Genomic DNA, 16,968 nt, shown 5'->3' on the forward strand with positions numbered 1-16,968 from the left:
GAACGCCCATGCCCGGCCCGGCGGTCCGAACGCCCAGGTCGGGCGGCCCGACCCCAGGTCCGGCGGCCCGGCCACGGGCTCGCCGGCCCGGCCACGGGCCCGGTGGCCCGGCGCTCAGGTCCGGCGGAGTGCGAAGGGGTGGCCCGCCGGGTCGGAGTAGATCCGGGTGTCGCGCAGACCACCGTTGTGCTTGGTGTCCAGCGGTCGGGCGCCCAGGTCGACCACCTGGCGCTCCGCGGCGTCGACATCGTCCACCAGCAGGTCCAGATGGGCCTGTTGGGAGTCGTCCGGCCGTGGCCAGCTCGGCGGGGCGAAGCCATGGTCCCGCAGGAAGGCCATGCGCGATCCGCCGGGTGCGACGATCTCGATGCGGTCGGGGGTGGTCATCGGCTGGATCTCCGCGCCGAGCACCCGGGCGTAGAACTCGGCGAGTTCCTCGGGGTCGGCGCAGTCCAGGGCCAGGACGGCTGCGGTCGCTACGGCCATGAGTTCCCCTCCATATCGTCACCCACGGAAGTTTTATCCGGATACCCAACTCCTGGCCGTACACGCACACCGACCGGCGCACAGACATGAGGCCGGGCCGCCTGCTGGCGGCCCGGCCTCATGGGGTGGTGGGCGATACTGGGTTCGAACCAGTGACCTCTTCGGTGTGAACGAAGCGCTCTCCCACTGAGCTAATCGCCCGGGTGTCCTCTTCGGGGTCTCCCCCCGGCGGAACGACCTGAACAATACAGGTCGCGGCGGGTTTGGTTCAAACCGCATTCCCGCCGGAGGGCGGGGAGGCGGGGCCGGACGGCCGGGCGGACTTCGTGGCGAGACGCGCCCGCAGCCCCCGCAGCCCCGAGCGCATCATCAGGGCGTGGTTGGCCCGGAAGACGGGACGGCCGGGGAGCGCGAGACGGCGCAGCAGGGGCTTGCGCGCCACCACCTCCTGTTCGAAGAGCGCGCGGGTGCCGTTCCCATGGGGCAGCACCGTCCAGCGCGCCCATCCCTCCAGATCTCCCGAGAAGCCGATCTCCAGCACACCGTCCGCCGGGTCCTGGCGGGCCTCGCTGACGATCACCCACAGGTCGTACGGGACGAGGGAGCGGAAGCGGGCGGCACCGCTGCGCTCGTCGATCTGCCGGACCTCACGGACCTGGCGCCACCACCGCGGATAGTCGGCGCCGTCCGCCAGCACCGCGAAGACGGCGGCGGGTGGCGCGTCGAGGTCCCATCGACTGCGGAAGCGGTAATGGCACCAGTCCATGCCCTCAAGTGTCATCGGACCGCGACGGCGTGGCTACCCCGGCGGCTTGTCGCCGACGAGCGCCATGTTCCGGATCGCGGCGAGGCCGCTCCAGTCGGTGCCGAAGCCGATGGACAGGGCGTGCGGCGAAGGCGCGCAACCGTACCAACGGCGCTGCTCGACCTGGCACTTGTGGCAGTCGAAGGGGAGGTCAAGACGGTCCTCGATCCTCGCCTCGGCGGGGGTGGAGCGGTCGACGGGGGCGAAGAGGCCACCGAAGAGCTCGGCGCGGGCCAAATCGGCGGGTCCGGCGGCCAGTTGGGGCGGGGTGCACACGGCGGCGGCGTGCGCGGCCCATTTGAGCGAGCCGTCGGGCCACGGCGGCGGCCTTGAGGAGGTTGCGTCGGGGGGTCGGGGGCATGTCCGCTTCACCTTTCATGCAGGGGCAGGTGCATGACATAAGTGACCGTGGGTGGCGGAGGGACCAACGCCGTGCCCGTCAACGATTCGGACAGGACCGGCCACAGAACGAGGTGAAGCGCTTCAACGAAAGCGCTTGGGGCGGTGCCGTCGGCCACCCATCGACGGACACCTTCGGGCATGCGACAACGCCGAGGGCCCGGAAGGCGGATGCCTTCCGGGCCCTCGGTCCAGGGTGGGCGATACTGGGATCGAACCAGTGACCTCTTCGGTGTGAACGAAGCGCTCTCCCGCTGAGCTAATCGCCCCGGCGCACGCTCAACATTAGCGCATGCCGAACCGTGCCCATGACCAGTCCTGCGACCCGGGGCCGGTCACTGCTCGATCTTCCACGGCATCACGATGCCGAACTTCCACACATAGACCGACACCGCCACGGCACAGATCACCACCGCGACCGAGGTCAGTATCAGATTGCGCCTGCGCACCTTCGGGTCCAGGGCGCGATGCGCCGCCTCGGTGACCTTGCGCTTGGTCCAGGCCAGCACCAGCTGGGCCCAGACGAACTCGGTCGCCCAGATCGCCATTCCGGCGAAGATCACCAGCCACCCCGGACCGGGCAGCGGCAGCAGGACGATGCCCACGCCCACGACCCCGAGGCCGACGATGAACACGCCGACCTGCCAGCTCAGGTGGAGGGTGCGCGACCGCTTGATGAACCGCGGCGCCCGGGAGCCCAACACCGGCTCCCGCTTCGACGCATCGCCCCCCGCCGCGACCTGAGGCGCGCCGGTGGCCCCCTGCCGCTCGTCACTCTCCGCATTCATGTGACCCAACTTACCTGATCGTTTGAAGTCACCGGAACGGCGGTAGCGGCCACCCCGGAGCTGGGCCGCAAGAGCTACCAGAAGAGCCGCAAAACGGTCAGAGGGGTTTACAACGGCACCGTAGGTGGCATGTCGATTTCGCCGACGTGCGAATCCCCGAGCGCACACTGAGCGAAAGGCCCTGGCGCTTATGAACACCACGGTCAGCTGCGAGCTGCACCTGCGCCTCGTTGTGTCGAGCGAATCCTCACTGCCTGTACCCGCGGGCCTGCGGTATGACACGGCCGACCCTTACGCCGTGCACGCCACCTTCCACACCGGAGCCGAAGAGACGGTCGAATGGGTGTTCGCCCGCGATCTTCTCGCCGAGGGTCTGCACCGGCCCACCGGCACCGGCGACGTCCGCGTGTGGCCGTCCCGCAGCCACGGCCAGGGAGTCGTCTGCATCGCCCTGAGCTCCCCGGAGGGGGAGGCACTGCTCGAAGCCCCGGCGCGGGCCCTGGAGTCGTTCCTGAAGCGAACGGACGCCGCGGTGCCACCCGGTACCGAACACCGTCATTTCGACCTCGACACAGAGCTCTCCCACATCCTGGCGGAGAGCTGAGACCCGGCGAGAGCTGAGCGCTCGGCCGTCCGACTCGGGGAGACGGCGCAAGCCTGAGCGCGACATTTCCGTACCGAAGATCCCGACCATGGCAATCCCGACAACGGCAGAGGCAGGCGACGGTGCCGTCGCCGCGGCACCGCCCGCGGTGGCGGCACCGTCGTGTTAACACCCGGCCGCTTGGTGAACGCCCGGCGCCCGGCAGGACTAGAGTCGGGCAGATCGAGGGCCGCCCAGGGGCAGCCGCCGACCCAGCCGGCCAGGGAGCCAATCGTGCTGATCAACCACGACACCCGGTGCTCGCTCGACGCCGTCGTCGATCTGGTGAACACCGCGCCCGAGGGCGCGGAGGGGGACGGCCTCGCGGATGTCGCCGCACTCCGCCGGTTCGTCGAGCGCAATGTGATCAGCGACATCGGCACGCTCGGGGAGCGTGACCTCATCGCCGTCCGGGCCGTACGGGCCCGGTTCGCCGAGGTCTTCGCCACGGCCGGGAGCGAAAGCGCCACCCGCCGCACCGCGGAACTGCTCAACACGATGATCGCCGCGGCCGGCACCACCCCCCGGCTCACCGACCACGACGGCTACGACTGGCATGTGCACTACTTCGCACCCGGTGCCTCGCTCGCCGACCACCTCACCGCCGACTGCGGCATGGCACTGGCGTTCCTGGTGGTGGGCGGCGAGCAGGAGCGGCTGCGCCGCTGTGAGGCCCCGGACTGCCGCCACGCCTTCGTGGACCTGTCCCGCAATCGCTCCCGGCGCTACTGCGACAGCCGCACCTGCGGCAACCGGCTGCATGTCGCCGCCTACCGCGCCCGGCGCCGCGAGGCCGCGAGCTGACCGCCCACGCCCGGGAGGCCGGGGCCGGGCGGTCGGGGAGCGGACGGGTCGCCGCCTCACCACCGGTAGAGGTCGTGAACGGCGGTGCCGACGAGCAGAGTGCCGATGAACGCCAGGAACAGCATCAGCGGGGGCTGCGAGAGGGCGAAGAGACAGCCACGGGTCTCGTCGCTCGGCGGAACTGGGGGTCCTTCGATGGGGGATTGCTCCCCGGGCGGTGATTGCAACATCTCGCGGAGATCATGACCTAGCCATGGCACCGCCTGCGACCAGTGATCGTTATTTGATCGGTCGCTTGTCAGATCCCGTGCTTTTTGAGTATCGCCTCGATGTCCGAGAAGTCATCTGTGCCAGAGCTCGTTCCGCCCTTGACCTTCGGCTTTCCGGCCCCCTTGGCACCGGTGGCCCCCCGGCCGGGCCCCAGGGCGGGCTCCGAGGCCCCCGCGGACACCCCGGCCCGTTCGGCCGCGGCCGCCGCGCGCCGCTCCTTACGGGTGCCGCCGGAGCGGCGCTCGACCGCCCGGCTGATCATGAACAGCGCCCAGGAGACGCCGAGCACACCGAAGCCCAGCCAGACGCTCGGCTTGAAGACCAGGTCGGCCACCCAGTCCAGGACGCCGGTCATCGCCAGGCCGAGCGGGATCAGGGCGTAGGCGGCGATCCGGGTCGCGGCCAGGAACCGCTTGCGGTAGGCGGTCAGCCCGGCGATGCCCAGACCGGCCGCGGAGAGCGCGGCACATACGGTGTCGGTCAGCATCGTTCCTCCCGCGACTGGGTTTCCGGTATGTCCATCGTGCACCCCGTAAGGCGAACCGGGCCATGGCCAGGGCCCGGGATCAGGGACATCTCCGGGTACGGACCAGGGTCCAGGGGCTGGAAGACTGGCCCCATGAGCCACACCGACCCCGCCCCTCGCCCCGTGCTCGACGTCTGGTGCGAATTGCAGTGCCCCGACTGCCGTACCGCACTGGGCGATCTGCGCGCGCTGCGCGACCGGTTCCAGGACACCCTGGAGATCCGGCTGCGCCACTTCCCGCTGGAGCGCCACCAGCACGCCCACGCGGCGGCCCAGGCGGCCGAGGAGGCCATCGCACAGGGGCGCGGCTGGCCGTTCGTCGAGGCTGTCCTGGAGCGCACCGAGGAGCTCGGGAAGCGCGGTGAGCCGCTGCTGGTGGAGGTGGCCCGGGAACTGGGGCTGGACGCCGAGGAGATGGACACCGCGCTGGTGGACGGGCGGCACATCCTGATCGTGGACGCGGACCAGGCCGAGGGCAAAGCGATCGGGGTCACCGGCACCCCCACGTATGTGATCGGCGGCGAACGGCTCGACGGCGGCAAGAGCCAGGAGGGGCTGCGGGAGCGCGTCGAGGAGATCGCCGCCCGCCTCATCGCCGAGCGCCCGTAAGGCCGCCGGGAAACCGGAAAAGCCGGCGCCCGTAAGAACGCCGGGAAGTACGAGCGGTCCCAAGGGCCTCCGGAAGGGCCTCGGGCCGGGACCCGCCGGGCCCTCAGAGCAGCGGCTTGTAGAACTCGTACTGGGTCGGCTCGTAGCCCAGCGACTCGTACAGCCGCAGCGCCGGGGTGTTGCCGCCGAAGACCCGCAGGCCCAGGCTGTGCGCCCCGTGCGCAAGGCTCTCGCGCTCGGCGGCCAGCATCAGGGTGCGGCCGTGTCCATGGCCGCGGTGCTCCGCGGCGACCTCGACGGCGAAGACGTACGCCTCCCCGTCCTCGGCCGCCTCCGGCTCCCCCAGGCGCAGCGCGAGCCAGAGGGTGCCCAGGTCCGTACCGCCGTGGGCGAGGATGCGCAGCAGGGTCCCGGGGGTGTCCGGGCCCTGCGGCAGCAGCCTGGCGTAGTCGGTGTCCGCCTTGGTCTCGGCCTGCTCCCGGCTGAGTCCGCGCTCCAGCAGATCGGCGATGTACCCGGTCCGCTCCTTGGCGCGCCACGCCGGGTACTCGGCCGCCGCCATGGGACGGATCGCGCTGTCCCCGGGCAGCTCGGGCGGCTCGGTGAGCCGCTTGAGCATGTTGCGTCCGCGCTCGCGGTAGCCGAGCGCGGACGCGAGCCCGAGGGCGGTCGTGGCCCGCGCGGGGACGTTCACCACCAGCTGGGTGCAGCCCCAGCCGCGCAGCACCTCCTCGGCGGCGAGCGCGGCCACCGTGCCGCGGCCCCGGTGCCGCTCGGCCTCGTCGATGTGGAGCCGCTCGATGCACCCGGCCGCCCTGCCCAGGCGGGCGTCGGTGGCAAGGCGGACGGAGCCGACGGGACGGCTGTTGACGCACACCTCGTACGAGCGGGCACGCCCGCCGCCGTCGGTCCGCTGTTCGGGCACGGTGGGCCGCAAAGTGGTGGTCACGAAGGTGTTCTACCTGCCCGTCGGGCGATCGTCACCCGGTTTGTTCGTACGGATCCGCCGCGACCGGCTGGTACGGGGCCGCCGCTGGTACGGGTCCGCCGCCGCACGGGGTCCGCCGGGCGGATCCGCGGCGACCGGCCCGGTCAGGGGTCGATGTCGGCGGCCGCCCGCTCGATGAAGATCCGCAGGGCCTCGGCGGTGACCGGGCCGGGGGCGCCGCGCAGGGTGTGCTCGTCCACCCGGTGCACGGCCTGTACATCGCGGGTCGTGGAGGTCAGGAAGACCTCCTCGGCCCCGCGCAGCGCCTCCAGCGGCAGATCGGTCTCCTTGGCGCCCACCCACTCCAGCACCAGGGCGCGGGTGATCCCGGCGAGGCAGCCGGAGGAGAGCGGCGGGGTGTGCAGCTGGCCGTCGAGGACCACGAAGACATTGGTGCCGGTGCCCTCGCAGAGCGCGCCGACCGTGTTGCCGAAGAGGGCCTCGGTGGCACCGTGCTCATGGGCGCGGGCGAGCGCGATCACGTTCTCGCCGTACGAGGTGGTCTTCAGGCCGGTGAGCGCCCCACGCTCGTTGCGCGCCCAGGGGACGGTGATCACGGCCGTGGCGTCGGGCCGGCGGGCCGCCTCGACCAGCGCCACCACCAGGGTGGGCCCGGCCGTGCCCCGGTCGGAGCCGAGTGGCGAGATCCCTCCGGTGTAGGTGATCCTCAGCCGTCCGAACGGCACGGGGTGGGCCTTGAGGACCTCCTCGCAGCCCCGCCGCACCTCGTCCAGGTCCGGCTCGGGAAGCCCCAGGCCCCGGGCCGAGCGGGCCAGCCGCCGCAGATGGCGGGTGAGGGCGAAGGGCTGTCCCTCGGTGGCCTTGACGGTCTCGAAGACACCGTCGCCGACCGTGAGCCCATGGTCGAACACGGACACCATGGCGCTGTCCGCGTCGCGGAGGGATCCATCGAGCCAGATGGCCGGTTTCATCGTGTCGCCCTTCCCGTCGGCTGCTGTACACCCGACGCTACCGCGAGCAGCCGGGCGGCCTTCAGTTCCGTTTCGTCCCATTCGCGCTCCGGCTCCGAGCCCCAGGTGATGCCCGCTCCGGTGCCGAACCGCAGCACGGCCCCGGCCGGGCCGCGGTCGATCCAGAAGGTCCGTATCCCGACCGCCAGCTCACCGGTGCCGCGGTCGGCGTCGACCCAGCCGATACCGCCGCAGTACGGGCCGCGGGGTGCGGTCTCCAGCTCCCCGATGACGCGCAGCGCACTGGACTTGGGCGCACCGGTGACCGATCCGGGCGGGAAGGTGGCCGCGAACAGCTCCGCCCAGCCGGTGCCGGGGGCGAGTTCGCCCCGCACCGTGGAGACGAGGTGGACCAGACCGGGGTGCGGTTCGACGGCGCAGAGCGCCGGGACGGTCACCGAGCCGGTGGCGCAGACCCGGCCCAGGTCGTTGCGGACCAGGTCCACGATCATCACGTTCTCGGCGTGGTCCTTCTCCAGCAGGTCCCCGGGGACGCGGCCGGTGCCCTTGATGGGGCCGGACTCCACGGTGCGCCCGGAGCGCCGCAGGAACAGCTCGGGCGAGGCCGTGGCCACCTCCACCCCATGGGCGGGCAGCCTTACGGTGCCCGCGTACGGGGCCGGGTTGCCCAGGGCCAGCAGCGCGGTCAGCGCGTCCACATCTGCCGCGGCCGGATCGGGCAGCGGCGCGGACAGCACCCGGCAGAGGTTGGCCTGGTAGACCTCGCCGGTCGCGATGCGCCGCCGGATGTCGCGCACGCCCGCGGTGTAGGCGGCCCGGTCCAGTGACGAGGTCCACTCCCCGGCCGAGGGGCCGCGCCAGCCGCCGGGCACGGGAGGCGGTACGGGCTCGGTCCGTACATCCCCGAAGCGGGCACAGGTCAGCCGGCCCTCGAAGTCGGCGACAACGGCCCAGAAACCCTGGGTGTCCAGGGCCGACGGGTCGCTGGTCACCTCGCGCAGATCGGTGGCGAGCAGGTCGCCGAAGCGGGCGAGCGGGGGCAGGTCGGGCACGTTCGCGAGTCTATGGTGGCCAGGTCAGGGCGGCCTCGGCAGGGAGCGCGGCGGGCGAGCAGCGCAGCACGCTGCGGAAACGGAATTTGAGCTGGCCCCGGAATCCGCTAGAGTTCAACACGTCGCCGGGACGCGGAAGCGCCCCGGAGAAACGACACCTGCGGACGTGGCTCAGTTGGTAGAGCATCACCTTGCCAAGGTGAGGGTCGCGAGTTCGAATCTCGTCGTCCGCTCGGTGTGGGGGTTTCGATCCCCACGGCTGGTGGAGTGGCCGAGAGGCGAGGCAACGGCCTGCAAAGCCGTCTACACGGGTTCAAATCCCGTCTCCACCTCGGACGATTAGCTCAGCGGGAGAGCGCTTCCCTGACACGGAAGAGGTCACTGGTTCAATCCCAGTATCGTCCACTCGGGTCTGCCCCTTCCGGGATCGGATCCACCCCGCGCGATTAGCTCAGCGGGAGAGCGCTTCCCTGACACGGAAGAGGTCACTGGTTCAATCCCAGTATCGCGCACGCGGTCCCGCGGACGATTAGCTCAGCGGGAGAGCGCTTCCCTGACACGGAAGAGGTCACTGGTTCAATCCCAGTATCGTCCACACCGATCGCCGGAGGGCCGGAGCGAAAAGCTCCGGCCCTCCGGCGTTTCCCACGTTTCCCGGGGCGGCGTCGCGCGGGTCGCTCAGGGCGCCGCGCGGGTCGCTCGGGGAGTCGCTCAGGACGAGAAGAGCATGTGCCCGAAGCCCCGCTTGTGGTGTCCGTGGTGACCGCCGTAGTGCCCGTGCTGCGGGGCGCCCCACGCGGGTGCGGCCGGGTACGCCTGTGGGGCGCCGGGCGGGGCGGGCGGCGCCGCTTGCGTCCACTGCGACTCAAGGCGAGTCAGCGCCTCCAGCTCCCCGTAGTCCAGAAAGATCCCCCGGCAGCCGCTGCACTGCTCTATCTGCACGCCGTTGCGGTTGTACGTGTGCATCGGCGCATGGCACTTGGGACACTGCATGGTCCGCTCAACTCCTCATGCTTCGGGCAAGCACGCCGGAACGTCCGTCCGTGCGTGTGGACTTCACCCTACGGCCTCCATGAAGCGGGCGATGCGGACCGACGCCTCCACCATCGCCTCCTCCGCCTCGTCCAACGCACGCCCGGCGGCCGCAGCCTTGGCGAGCGCGAGCGCGGCCGTCTGGACGGTGAGGGCGCGGGCCGGCACATCCAGCCGCGGCCAGGGGTCGCGCCGCCCCGCGGCGGAACCGCCCGCGGCCCGGTACGCCCCCAGGAACCGCTCCCAGTCCTCGGGGGCGAGCAGCCCGGCCGCGTACCAGGCGGCGGGCCGCGCGAGGTCCCAGGCCGGGTCGCCGAGGCCGAGGTCGTCGATGTCGATCAGCCGCCAGTCGGTGGCGCGGGGGCGGATGAGCTGGCCGAGGTGGAGATCGCCGTGACACAGGCCCTGGGCTTCGGGCCGCTCGCCGCGGTCCGCGCGGTCCGTATGGTGCGCGCGATCCGTATGGTTCGCGCCGTCCGCGCGGTCCACGCCCCGCGCCCAGCCGGGCAGACCGGCCCAGGCCCGCAGTACGGCCCTGGTGGCCGTGGTGTCGGGGAGCGCCGCCGCCCGCAGCCGGGCGATGGCGCGGGCCACCTTGGCCGGGCCGCCCATCGCCGGGAGCGGGCCCGGCAGTTCGCCGACCGGCACCGCGTGCAGCCGGGCCAGCAGGCTCCCCGCCTCGGCCCATGGGGCGGCGTCCGGCGCGTCGGGCGCCACGGGTTCGCCGTACGGCCAGAGGGTGACCATCCGGCCGTCGGGCAGCGGGGCCATGCCATCGACCGGCGGCAGCAGTATCCCCGCGCACCGGGGGTGCGCCGCGACGCCGAGCCGGACGGCCAGCTCGGCCGGGTCCGTACCGGGCGGATGCGCCTTGGCGACGACGTGGCCGCACCGGACGACGGTGGCGTCGGGGCGGTCGGCCAGCACGGTCACCTCGGCGGTGGCGTCACGCCTGGCTCGGCGGACGGCGGTGGCGAGCTGCGTCGCGGTTCGGCTCACGGCTCCCCCCTGTCATCGGCTGCCCCGGGATCGTAGCCGCTGCCGGGCGGGGCGCCGGGGGTCCGGGCCCCCTGGCGCCGGGCGGTCACCCGAGTGCGGGGCCGCGGCCGTCTTCAACGGCGCCGAAGTCCCTGCGCGTTCACCGCAACGCGCCGATCCGGAAACACGTCGGCCCTCACCGGAGTGAGGGCCGAACGAGGGCCCCCGGAGCCGACCAGGGGTACCGTCTGAATGTGGAGTTCAGAACGGAGTTCTGTATGCCCGAAGAAACCGACATTGGCTCCAGCCTCCGCAAGGTCCGCAAGCGCCGCGGGTTGACGCAGCGGGGACTGGCCGACATATCAGGTGTATCGCTCTCGCTGATCCGGAAGCTGGAGCAGGGCGAGATCGCCGACACGCGTATGGAGACCGCCCACCGGCTCGCCTCCGCGCTACGCGTCCCCACCAGCTGCCTCCTGGAGCGCGACGACGAGGAGCCCGCCGCCGAGGCCGCCGAGCCCTGGCGCCCGCTGGAGCGAGCCGTGCAGGTCGCGACGGTCCGCACAGGCCAGGCCCCAACGGTCGAGGGCGTGCGCGCGATGCTCCCCGAGGTGCGCTCCGCCTACTTCGACAACCGGCTCGGTGAGTTGACCGTGCTCCTCGCCCCGCTCCTCGCGGACGCCGACGCGCTCGGTGACTCGGCCGAGGCCCGGGACGTCCGCTCCCACCTGCTCCAGATCGCCGGATCGGTGCTGACCCAGGTGCGTCAGTTCGACGCGGCGGAGACCGCACTGCGCCGCGCCCTCGACGCCGCGCCGGACCGGCTGCGCGCTGCCGGGATCATCACCACCTGGAGCTGGCTTCTCGTCCGGCAGGGCAAGTTGGCCGCGTCCCGGGAGTTGGCCACCAAGTGGGCGGACGACGCCGAGCCGAAGATGTCCAGAGCGACACCAGAGGAGCTCGCCGCCTTCGGCTGGCTGCTGACGCAGGCGAGCGCCGCGGCCCTGCGCGACAACCGGCTGGGAGAGGCGGACGACACGATGCGCCTCGCCCAGTCGGTCTCCGTACTGCTGGGGCGTGAGCTGCCCCGCGGCACTGAGCGCCTGGCGACATGGGGTCCGACCACTGTGCGGTACAAGGCATGCGAACGGCACATCGTGCTGGACCAGCCGGACAAGGTACTGCGCGCGGTGAAGCCGAAGCGATCCGGTCGTGCCGCGCCCGGAACGCAGGGCGGATTGACGGTGAGCACCGAGTACCACCGGCACCGGCTGGACGTCGCGAAGGCCCACACCATGATGCGGCAATACCCGGAGGCTGTGGACGTGCTGACCGGCGTGCACGTCGAAGCGCCGGAGTGGCTGGCCAGCCAGCGGTACGCGCGCGACATCCTCGGCGATGTGGTGGAGAGGCGGCGGACGTTGACGCCGGAGATGCGGACGCTGGCGGACGCGGTCGGCGTGCCGCTGTAACGCTCGCCTGGCACTTCCTTCGGCAGTCCGAAGGAAGTGCCATTGAGTGACCCAGGTCACCACACTTAGCGTCACGACACGGATACATACCGGCCACGAGGAGCCGTGTCGTGATCACAGACCCACAGTCGGCTTTGCCATGGGCACCACCGACCGAAGACATCGAGGCGTTACCGGTGGGCGAATGGTGGGACGCCGTCTCGGCGCCCACCCCTGTCGCCGACCGCGCGCTATCGCTGCTCGGCGACCGCTCCGGCGCCGTCATACAGGATCGCACCCACGGCAAGGCGTACTGGCTGATCGAAGTGGACACCGCCCAGAGCTGGTGCGTGCGTCAGGTCCACGTCCTCACCCGGCTGGTGGACGAAAAGACGCTCATCGGCATTCCTCCGGCGACATGGACTCGCGACCACGACACCTACTGGCGGGTGCCGTACCGCATCGACCGCTATCTCACCGACACCCGGCAGCTCCATGAGGCCCTGGCCCAGGCGTCCTGGGAGGTCCTCGGCCCGAAGCCGAACGGCCGTCAGCTCTGCCATCGGTGCCAGTTGCCCACGGACGAGCCGATCCCCGTGCCCGTCGAGCACACCGGCAGTGTCGCCGCGGCGACCCGCTACGTCTGCCCCATGCACGCCCGCAACTACCCCCACACCGACGACGCCGTGCTACGGGCCGCCGCCCGGCGCCGCGCCCTCGACCAGGGCAGGTCGCGATGACGGGCCCCGAGCACACCACCGAAGCAGCGCACACCACCGAAGACGCGCGCACCGCCGAAGAGCCCAAGGACCCGTTCGCCGACGAGGCGTGGCGTGCGGCCATCGAGCACGCCGCGGGCTGCCCGGCCTGCCGGACGCCCGGCGCCGGGTGCGAGACCGGGGAGCGGCTGTTGCGCACCTACGAGGAGGCCGCGCGGAAGGCCCGGTCGGAGGAGGGCGTATGAAGCGGGCCCGGCCCGGACCCCGTCGATACGCCGTCTACGCGCTCCGGGCCTCCCCTTCGCGCTGGTCGTATTCGGCGCGGGCGGCGGCGATCTTGTCCTGGTGGTCCTCGGTCCAGGCGACGAGCGCCTGGATGGTGTGGTGCAGCGTCGCTCCCATCGGGGTGAGCCGGTAGTCCACGCGCGGCGGGACGACCGGGTGCACCGTGCGGTGCACCAGCCCGTCGCGCTCCAGTTGGCGCAGTGTCACCGTCAGCATGCGCTGGCTGACCCCGTCGATCTCGCGCCGCAGTTCGGTGAAGCGCAGGGTACGGCGGTCGAGCAGGGCGATGACGAGCAGCGACCACTTGTCGGCCACGCGGTCGAGGATCTGCCGGACCTCGCAGCCTTCCCGGGTGTCCCACTGACGGGCCTGGTCGTCATCGGTTCCCGTGCAGTGACTGGGTGACTTCAAAGTGCCTTCTTCCACGGTCGTTCAGGGTGCCCCAGGATCGAGGCGGTAACAAGAGGGAACCGACCGGCGGTTCGGTAACCGCCGCCCGGGACGCCTTCGTTCTCCCTTGCCTCCCCCTGCCTTCCCTTCCTTCCCTTATCGCTTCGAGGAGCCGTCCTGTGTCCACGCCATCCATGTCACCACCGCCGGAGCCCGACGGAGCCCGCCTGAGCGGGCGCGCCTGGGGAGTGCTCTTCGTACTGTGTGGAGCGATCTTCCTGGAGGGCATCGATGTGGCCATGCTCAATGTGGCCCTGCCGTCGATCCGTGCCGACCTGGGCATGTCCACCGGTGAACTCCAGTGGGTGATGAGCGCGTACGTCGTGGGTTACGGCGGGTTCATGCTGCTGGGCGGACGAGCGGCGGACCTCTTCGGCCGCCGGCGGATGTTTCTGCTCTGGCTCACCGTGTTCCTGCTCTTCTCCGGTCTGGGCGGCTTCGCCGAGGATGGAAGCACGCTGATCATCGCCCGGTTTGTGACGGGGGTCGCCGCCGCGTTCATGACTCCGGCCGGGCTGTCCATCATCACGACCGGCTTCGCGGAGGGGCCACAGCGCGACAGGGCCCTCCTGGTCTACTCCGGAACCGCGGCCGGGGGCTTCTCCATTGGCCTGGTCGTCGGAGGGCTGCTGACCTCGGCCGACTGGCGCTGGGTGTTCTTCGCCCCGGTGGTCCTGTCGTTCCTCATCCTGGTGGCCGCCCTCGCCCTCATCCCCAAGTCCGAGCGGCCCGACCGCACCGGGCAGCGTGTCGATGTGCTGGGGGCGCTCACCGTGACCGGCGCGATCGTGCTCCTCGTCTTCGCCGTCGAACGCGCCGCCCACACCGGTGTGGGCCAGACGCTGGGCACCCTCGGCGCAGGCTTCGCGCTCCTCATCGTCTTCGTACTGACCGAACGCCGGGCTGCCGCCCCGCTCGTACGGCTGGGGATCTTCCGCAGCGGCCCCTTGGTGCGCGCCAACCTCGCCGCGCTGCTCTTCTCCGGCGGCTTCTTCGGCTTCCAGTTCATCGCCGTGCTGTATCTACAGGAGCTGCGCGACTGGTCCACGGTCCAGACCAGCCTCGCGCTGCTGGTGATCGGCATCGACGCCGCGCTCTCCCCCACCCTCACCCCCAGACTCGTCAACCGCTTCGGCAACGCCCGGGTCATCTTCGGCGGCCTGGTGCTGGCCGTGCTGTCGTACGCCCTGTTCCTGCCGGTCGGCGACGACTGGACGTACGCGGCGATGTTCCCCAGCCTCATCACCCTCGGCCTGGCGTTCTCCCTGGCCTACGGCCCGCTCACCATCGTCGCCACCGAGGGGATCGACGAGGAGGAGCAGGGACTCGCGGGCGGTCTCCTCTACACCTCCTTCCAATTCGGCGCCGCCCTCGGCCTGTCCACCGTCACCGCCGTCAACGTCGCGGCCACCGCTGAGGGCGGATCCCCCAAGGCCCTGCTCGACGGCTACCACGCCGCCCTGCTCGTCCCACTCATCGCGGCCGCCCTCGCCGCGCTCATCAGCGCGTTCGGCCTCCGGGATCGCCTCGGTGCGACTGCTGACGATGCCCAGCGGCCCGCGCCGGGCGCCGCTGAAGGCGCCGAGACGGCGGAGGCGGCACGGTGAAGCCCCGCGGAGAAGAAGGTGGCGCCATGACGCTGACGGAGCGCTCCTTCTCCGCTGTGGAGAGCGAGTTCTTCCAGTACATCAGCGACATCGCATACGCGACCATGATCACCGTCGATAAGAAGGGCCGCCCCCGGGCGCGCATACTGCTCCCCATCTGGGAGGTCGTCGACGGCCGCCCCGTCGGCTGGCTCGCCGCCTACAAGACACCGGTGAAGTCGGCACACCTGGCGAACAATCCGCACACCACCTACTCCTACTGGAACCCACGGCAGAACGCCGTGTTCATCGACAGCGTCTCCAGGTGGGTCGAGGACGAGCCCACCAAACGCCACGCGTGGGAGCTCTACCGCAAGGGCAGCCCACCCGGGGTCGGCTACGACCCCCGCGGCTACTGGCGCGGCGGACCGACGGACCCGGAATACCACGTGTTGCGCATCGAACCGTGGCGGGTGCAGGTGCTGCGCGGAAGGGATTTGCGCAGCCGGATCTGGACCGCCGAAGACGGGGCATAGGGCCCCTCAGCGCCCTCGGCCACGGCCGGGGGCGCACCCCGTGTTTCGACTCTGTGTTTCGACTCTGTCCGACGGATCATGTACAGGCCGAGGTGACGGCGATCCTCGCCGAGATCGAAGCAGGCGCACCCGACCCCGTCGGGGGAATCCCGCTCAGCCGGCGATCCAATCTTTCGCCTGGCCATCCCACTGGTACATCGGCCGGCGCGTGCCCCTCACAGAGCATTCGGAGACGGCCGAGCTCGCCGACGATGACCTGCCACGCCGAGCCGGGCTCGTCGGATATGGCGGCGCCGACACGCCGAGAGCTACCGCGGAGCTGCGCGCCGACCGCTGACCGGTCGGCGCGGGCCCGGTCTACCGGTTCGCGGCTTCGCGAGAGGCGATCCGGTTCGTGCGACCGACCGCGCGGCCCACGGCGTTGCGCACCGCGAGGCCCGGCCGGGTGCGGGGCACCATGAGCCTGGAGAGCAGACCGACGCGTCGCTGCCGCGGGCCTACCTCACGGCGGAGCCGCGACTCGTAGGCGGCGAAGGCGCGGGCGTGATCACCGGGATGGGCGGCGAGCTCTTCCGCGAGGGCGTACGCGCCCGCCATCGCCATGCTGGACCCGTCGCCCAGCAGGGCTGTCGCCGCCGCCGCGTCCCCGAGCAGTACGACCCGTCCACGGGACCACGAGGGCATCCGGACGGTGGTCAGGGGGTCGAAGAACGGAGCCGGGTGGTCGAGGAACGCCGCCACGAGTTCCGGTGCCCGCCACCGCACATCGGCGTAGGCGTCGGCCACGGTCTGCTTGTGAAGGGCGATGTTCTTGCGGTCGTGGGGCGCCGGCTGTGCGGCCCGGAAGGTGAAGATCGCGAGCGGAGTGGTCCGCGAGGGGTGGAGGACCAGCATCCGGTTCGGCGCGGTCAGCATCGTCATCTCACTCGGGTCCTCGATGGCGTCGGGTTCCAGCGGGACGGTCGCGCCGTACAGGCCCAGGTCGCTCACGAACTGCCGCTCGGGTCCGAATACCAGGCGCCGTACGGTGGAGTGCATCCCGTCGGCACCGACTATCAAGTCGAAGCGCCGTGGCGCGGATCGCCGGAAGGTGACGTCCACCCCGCCTTCGTCCTGGTCGAGAGCGGTGACCGTGTCGTCGAACAAGAACTCGGCCTCGGTCTGCGCCGAGCGGTGGAGCACCTCGGACAGGTCGGCTCGGGTCACCTCGACCGTCGGAGCCTTGTCCGAGGTGAGCGGGAGTTGCAGGATCCGCCTGCCGCCGGGGTCGAGCAGGGTCAGTGACCGATTGCGGGTGGCGAGCCCGCGGAGCTGCGGAAGGATGCCCATGCGGTCGGCGACCGGGATCGCGGGCCCTTTCACGACGATCGCGCTACCACCGGAGCGCAGCTGCCGGGCGTGTTCGACGACCGTCGGCCGGTATCCATTCCGGGAGAGCCAGTATGCGAGTGCGGGCCCTGCGATTCCGGCACCGACTATCAGCACCTCGGGCTTCTTCATGACGATGACCTCGTGGAGTGTCGATGACCAGGTCCCCGGCGAGTGCCGGGCCGGGTCTCAGGGGGATGGCGGCACCGGGCAGCGCAACCGGGCCAAGGTACGATCAATTTCGTACCTCAGTGGAGCACA

The 16,968-nt window shown here is 71.3% G+C and carries 21 protein-coding genes and 7 tRNA genes; 13 read left to right on the top strand and 15 right to left on the bottom strand.

The annotated features are described in order from the left end of the window. Window positions 1–114 precede the first annotated feature (114 nt). From AB0E24_RS28310 to AB0E24_RS28335, 6 genes are all read right to left on the bottom strand, one after another. On the bottom strand, window positions 115–486 hold the full coding sequence (locus AB0E24_RS28310; protein ID WP_069869748.1) for a VOC family protein: 372 nt from the start codon (window positions 484–486) through the stop codon (window positions 115–117). 126 nt (window positions 487–612) lie between these two features. Then, window positions 613–687 (bottom strand) — tRNA-Val (locus tag AB0E24_RS28315). Window positions 688–754: 67 nt separating this feature from the next. Beyond that, entirely contained in the window at window positions 755–1,252 is a 498-nt protein-coding gene (locus AB0E24_RS28320; RefSeq protein WP_359381147.1) for an SRPBCC family protein, read from the bottom strand. Between the two features lie 33 nt (window positions 1,253–1,285). Next, window positions 1,286–1,663 (bottom strand): exo-rhamnogalacturonan lyase family protein, encoded by a 378-nt coding sequence (locus AB0E24_RS28325; RefSeq protein WP_430541460.1) that lies wholly within the window; start codon window positions 1,661–1,663, stop codon window positions 1,286–1,288. 224 nt (window positions 1,664–1,887) lie between these two features. Next, window positions 1,888–1,959, bottom strand: a tRNA-Val gene (locus AB0E24_RS28330). A 66-nt stretch (window positions 1,960–2,025) separates the two neighbouring features. Beyond that, a complete protein-coding gene (locus AB0E24_RS28335) occupies window positions 2,026–2,478 on the bottom strand; it encodes a TIGR02611 family protein (RefSeq protein WP_102936813.1) in 453 nt (150 codons plus the stop codon). A 190-nt stretch (window positions 2,479–2,668) separates the two neighbouring features. On the opposite strand from AB0E24_RS28335, the gene AB0E24_RS28340 reads away from it, so the two are divergent. Together AB0E24_RS28340 and AB0E24_RS28345 are read left to right on the top strand one after the other, a co-directional pair. Beyond that, window positions 2,669–3,082, top strand: coding sequence for an SsgA family sporulation/cell division regulator (locus AB0E24_RS28340; RefSeq protein WP_003959770.1), 414 nt, complete (start codon window positions 2,669–2,671; stop codon window positions 3,080–3,082). 273 nt (window positions 3,083–3,355) lie between these two features. After that, entirely contained in the window at window positions 3,356–3,925 is a 570-nt protein-coding gene (locus AB0E24_RS28345) for a CGNR zinc finger domain-containing protein (RefSeq protein ID WP_069869744.1), read from the top strand. Between the two features lie 56 nt (window positions 3,926–3,981). On the opposite strand, the gene AB0E24_RS28350 is transcribed toward AB0E24_RS28345, so the two are convergent. After that, on the bottom strand, window positions 3,982–4,155 hold the full coding sequence (locus AB0E24_RS28350) for a hypothetical protein (protein WP_167459957.1): 174 nt from the start codon (window positions 4,153–4,155) through the stop codon (window positions 3,982–3,984). 68 nt (window positions 4,156–4,223) lie between these two features. Beyond that, a complete protein-coding gene (locus AB0E24_RS28355; protein WP_079259634.1) occupies window positions 4,224–4,682 on the bottom strand; it encodes a hypothetical protein in 459 nt (152 codons plus the stop codon). 132 nt (window positions 4,683–4,814) lie between these two features. Between AB0E24_RS28355 and AB0E24_RS28360 the strand changes: the two genes are divergently transcribed. After that, the gene (locus AB0E24_RS28360) at window positions 4,815–5,330 is read left to right on the top strand and encodes a DsbA family protein (protein WP_079259633.1); all 516 of its coding nucleotides are present in this window, start codon (window positions 4,815–4,817) and stop codon (window positions 5,328–5,330) included. A gap of 103 nt (window positions 5,331–5,433) precedes the next feature. On the opposite strand, the gene AB0E24_RS28365 is transcribed toward AB0E24_RS28360, so the two are convergent. From AB0E24_RS28365 to AB0E24_RS28375, 3 genes are all read right to left on the bottom strand, one after another. After that, window positions 5,434–6,279: a GNAT family N-acetyltransferase gene (locus AB0E24_RS28365; RefSeq protein ID WP_359381154.1), complete on the bottom strand. Its 846-nt coding sequence runs from the start codon at window positions 6,277–6,279 to the stop codon at window positions 5,434–5,436. A 143-nt stretch (window positions 6,280–6,422) separates the two neighbouring features. Beyond that, on the bottom strand, window positions 6,423–7,250 hold the full coding sequence (locus tag AB0E24_RS28370; protein ID WP_232636748.1) for an aminotransferase class IV: 828 nt from the start codon (window positions 7,248–7,250) through the stop codon (window positions 6,423–6,425). Further along, on the bottom strand, window positions 7,247–8,302 hold the full coding sequence (locus AB0E24_RS28375) for a chorismate-binding protein (protein WP_359381158.1): 1,056 nt from the start codon (window positions 8,300–8,302) through the stop codon (window positions 7,247–7,249). The genes AB0E24_RS28370 and AB0E24_RS28375 overlap by 4 nt, the downstream gene beginning before the upstream one ends. 160 nt (window positions 8,303–8,462) lie before the next feature. On the opposite strand from AB0E24_RS28375, the gene AB0E24_RS28380 reads away from it, so the two are divergent. The 5 genes from AB0E24_RS28380 to AB0E24_RS28400 all read left to right on the top strand — a co-directional run bounded on the left by AB0E24_RS28380 (window position 8,463) and on the right by AB0E24_RS28400 (window position 8,897). Next, window positions 8,463–8,535, top strand: a tRNA-Gly gene (locus AB0E24_RS28380). 28 nt (window positions 8,536–8,563) lie between these two features. Beyond that, a tRNA-Cys gene (locus AB0E24_RS28385) sits at window positions 8,564–8,634 on the top strand. Between the two features lies 1 nt (window position 8,635). Further along, window positions 8,636–8,707, top strand: a tRNA-Val gene (locus AB0E24_RS28390). A gap of 35 nt (window positions 8,708–8,742) precedes the next feature. After that, a tRNA-Val gene (locus AB0E24_RS28395) sits at window positions 8,743–8,814 on the top strand. Window positions 8,815–8,825: 11 nt separating this feature from the next. Then, window positions 8,826–8,897: transfer RNA gene (locus AB0E24_RS28400), tRNA-Val, on the top strand. Window positions 8,898–9,013: 116 nt separating this feature from the next. Here the strand turns inward: AB0E24_RS28400 and AB0E24_RS28405 are convergent. Continuing rightward, entirely contained in the window at window positions 9,014–9,295 is a 282-nt protein-coding gene (locus AB0E24_RS28405; RefSeq protein WP_069869738.1) for a TFIIB-type zinc ribbon-containing protein, read from the bottom strand. A gap of 63 nt (window positions 9,296–9,358) precedes the next feature. Further along, on the bottom strand, window positions 9,359–10,333 hold the full coding sequence (locus AB0E24_RS28410) for a phosphotransferase (protein ID WP_359381161.1): 975 nt from the start codon (window positions 10,331–10,333) through the stop codon (window positions 9,359–9,361). A gap of 257 nt (window positions 10,334–10,590) precedes the next feature. Between AB0E24_RS28410 and AB0E24_RS28415 the strand changes: the two genes are divergently transcribed. From AB0E24_RS28415 to AB0E24_RS28425, 3 genes are all read left to right on the top strand, one after another. After that, window positions 10,591–11,784 carry a helix-turn-helix domain-containing protein gene (locus AB0E24_RS28415; RefSeq protein ID WP_359381164.1) on the top strand — a complete coding sequence of 398 codons (1,194 nt, stop codon included), beginning with the start codon at window positions 10,591–10,593 and terminating at the stop codon, window positions 11,782–11,784. 110 nt (window positions 11,785–11,894) lie between these two features. After that, window positions 11,895–12,503: a hypothetical protein gene (locus AB0E24_RS28420; RefSeq protein WP_309145612.1), complete on the top strand. Its 609-nt coding sequence runs from the start codon at window positions 11,895–11,897 to the stop codon at window positions 12,501–12,503. After that, window positions 12,500–12,727, top strand: coding sequence for a hypothetical protein (locus tag AB0E24_RS28425; RefSeq protein WP_359381167.1), 228 nt, complete (start codon window positions 12,500–12,502; stop codon window positions 12,725–12,727). The genes AB0E24_RS28420 and AB0E24_RS28425 overlap by 4 nt, the downstream gene beginning before the upstream one ends. Before the next feature lie 34 nt (window positions 12,728–12,761). On the opposite strand, the gene AB0E24_RS28430 is transcribed toward AB0E24_RS28425, so the two are convergent. Then, a complete protein-coding gene (locus tag AB0E24_RS28430; protein ID WP_202543241.1) occupies window positions 12,762–13,178 on the bottom strand; it encodes a winged helix-turn-helix transcriptional regulator in 417 nt (138 codons plus the stop codon). 173 nt (window positions 13,179–13,351) lie between these two features. Here AB0E24_RS28430 and AB0E24_RS28435 point away from each other — a divergent pair, with 173 nt between their 5' ends. Both AB0E24_RS28435 and AB0E24_RS28440 read left to right on the top strand, forming a co-directional pair. After that, window positions 13,352–14,824 carry an MFS transporter gene (locus AB0E24_RS28435; protein WP_359381354.1) on the top strand — a complete coding sequence of 491 codons (1,473 nt, stop codon included), beginning with the start codon at window positions 13,352–13,354 and terminating at the stop codon, window positions 14,822–14,824. Window positions 14,825–14,850: 26 nt separating this feature from the next. Then, window positions 14,851–15,339, top strand: a complete 489-nt coding sequence (locus AB0E24_RS28440; RefSeq protein ID WP_079259626.1) for a pyridoxamine 5'-phosphate oxidase family protein — start codon at window positions 14,851–14,853, stop codon at window positions 15,337–15,339. A 357-nt stretch (window positions 15,340–15,696) separates the two neighbouring features. Here AB0E24_RS28440 and AB0E24_RS28445 read toward each other — a convergent pair whose 3' ends face one another. Then, the gene (locus AB0E24_RS28445; protein WP_359381171.1) at window positions 15,697–16,839 is read right to left on the bottom strand and encodes an FAD-dependent monooxygenase; all 1,143 of its coding nucleotides are present in this window, start codon (window positions 16,837–16,839) and stop codon (window positions 15,697–15,699) included. Window positions 16,840–16,968 lie beyond the last annotated feature (129 nt).

Source organism: Streptomyces malaysiensis subsp. malaysiensis, assembly GCF_040653035.1.
Lineage (GTDB): Bacteria > Actinomycetota > Actinomycetes > Streptomycetales > Streptomycetaceae > Streptomyces > Streptomyces malaysiensis.

Excerpts from the sequence above, each read along its gene's own strand:
- AB0E24_RS28335 (WP_102936813.1), bottom strand. The coding sequence starts at position 2,478 with ATGAATGCGGAGAGTGACGAGCGGCAGGGGGCCACCGGCGCGCCTCAG.
- AB0E24_RS28435 (WP_359381354.1), top strand. The coding sequence starts at position 13,352 with ATGTCACCACCGCCGGAGCCCGACGGAGCCCGCCTGAGCGGGCGCGCC.
- AB0E24_RS28355 (WP_079259634.1), bottom strand. The coding sequence starts at position 4,682 with ATGCTGACCGACACCGTATGTGCCGCGCTCTCCGCGGCCGGTCTGGGC.
- AB0E24_RS28350 (WP_167459957.1), bottom strand. The coding sequence starts at position 4,155 with ATGTTGCAATCACCGCCCGGGGAGCAATCCCCCATCGAAGGACCCCCA.
- AB0E24_RS28370 (WP_232636748.1), bottom strand. The coding sequence starts at position 7,250 with ATGAAACCGGCCATCTGGCTCGATGGATCCCTCCGCGACGCGGACAGC.
- AB0E24_RS28340 (WP_003959770.1), top strand. The coding sequence starts at position 2,669 with ATGAACACCACGGTCAGCTGCGAGCTGCACCTGCGCCTCGTTGTGTCG.
- AB0E24_RS28405 (WP_069869738.1), bottom strand. The coding sequence starts at position 9,295 with ATGCAGTGTCCCAAGTGCCATGCGCCGATGCACACGTACAACCGCAAC.
- AB0E24_RS28415 (WP_359381164.1), top strand. The coding sequence starts at position 10,591 with ATGCCCGAAGAAACCGACATTGGCTCCAGCCTCCGCAAGGTCCGCAAG.
- AB0E24_RS28425 (WP_359381167.1), top strand. The coding sequence starts at position 12,500 with ATGACGGGCCCCGAGCACACCACCGAAGCAGCGCACACCACCGAAGAC.
- AB0E24_RS28440 (WP_079259626.1), top strand. The coding sequence starts at position 14,851 with ATGACGCTGACGGAGCGCTCCTTCTCCGCTGTGGAGAGCGAGTTCTTC.
- AB0E24_RS28310 (WP_069869748.1), bottom strand. The coding sequence starts at position 486 with ATGGCCGTAGCGACCGCAGCCGTCCTGGCCCTGGACTGCGCCGACCCC.
- AB0E24_RS28445 (WP_359381171.1), bottom strand. The coding sequence starts at position 16,839 with ATGAAGAAGCCCGAGGTGCTGATAGTCGGTGCCGGAATCGCAGGGCCC.
- AB0E24_RS28360 (WP_079259633.1), top strand. The coding sequence starts at position 4,815 with ATGAGCCACACCGACCCCGCCCCTCGCCCCGTGCTCGACGTCTGGTGC.
- AB0E24_RS28320 (WP_359381147.1), bottom strand. The coding sequence starts at position 1,252 with ATGGACTGGTGCCATTACCGCTTCCGCAGTCGATGGGACCTCGACGCG.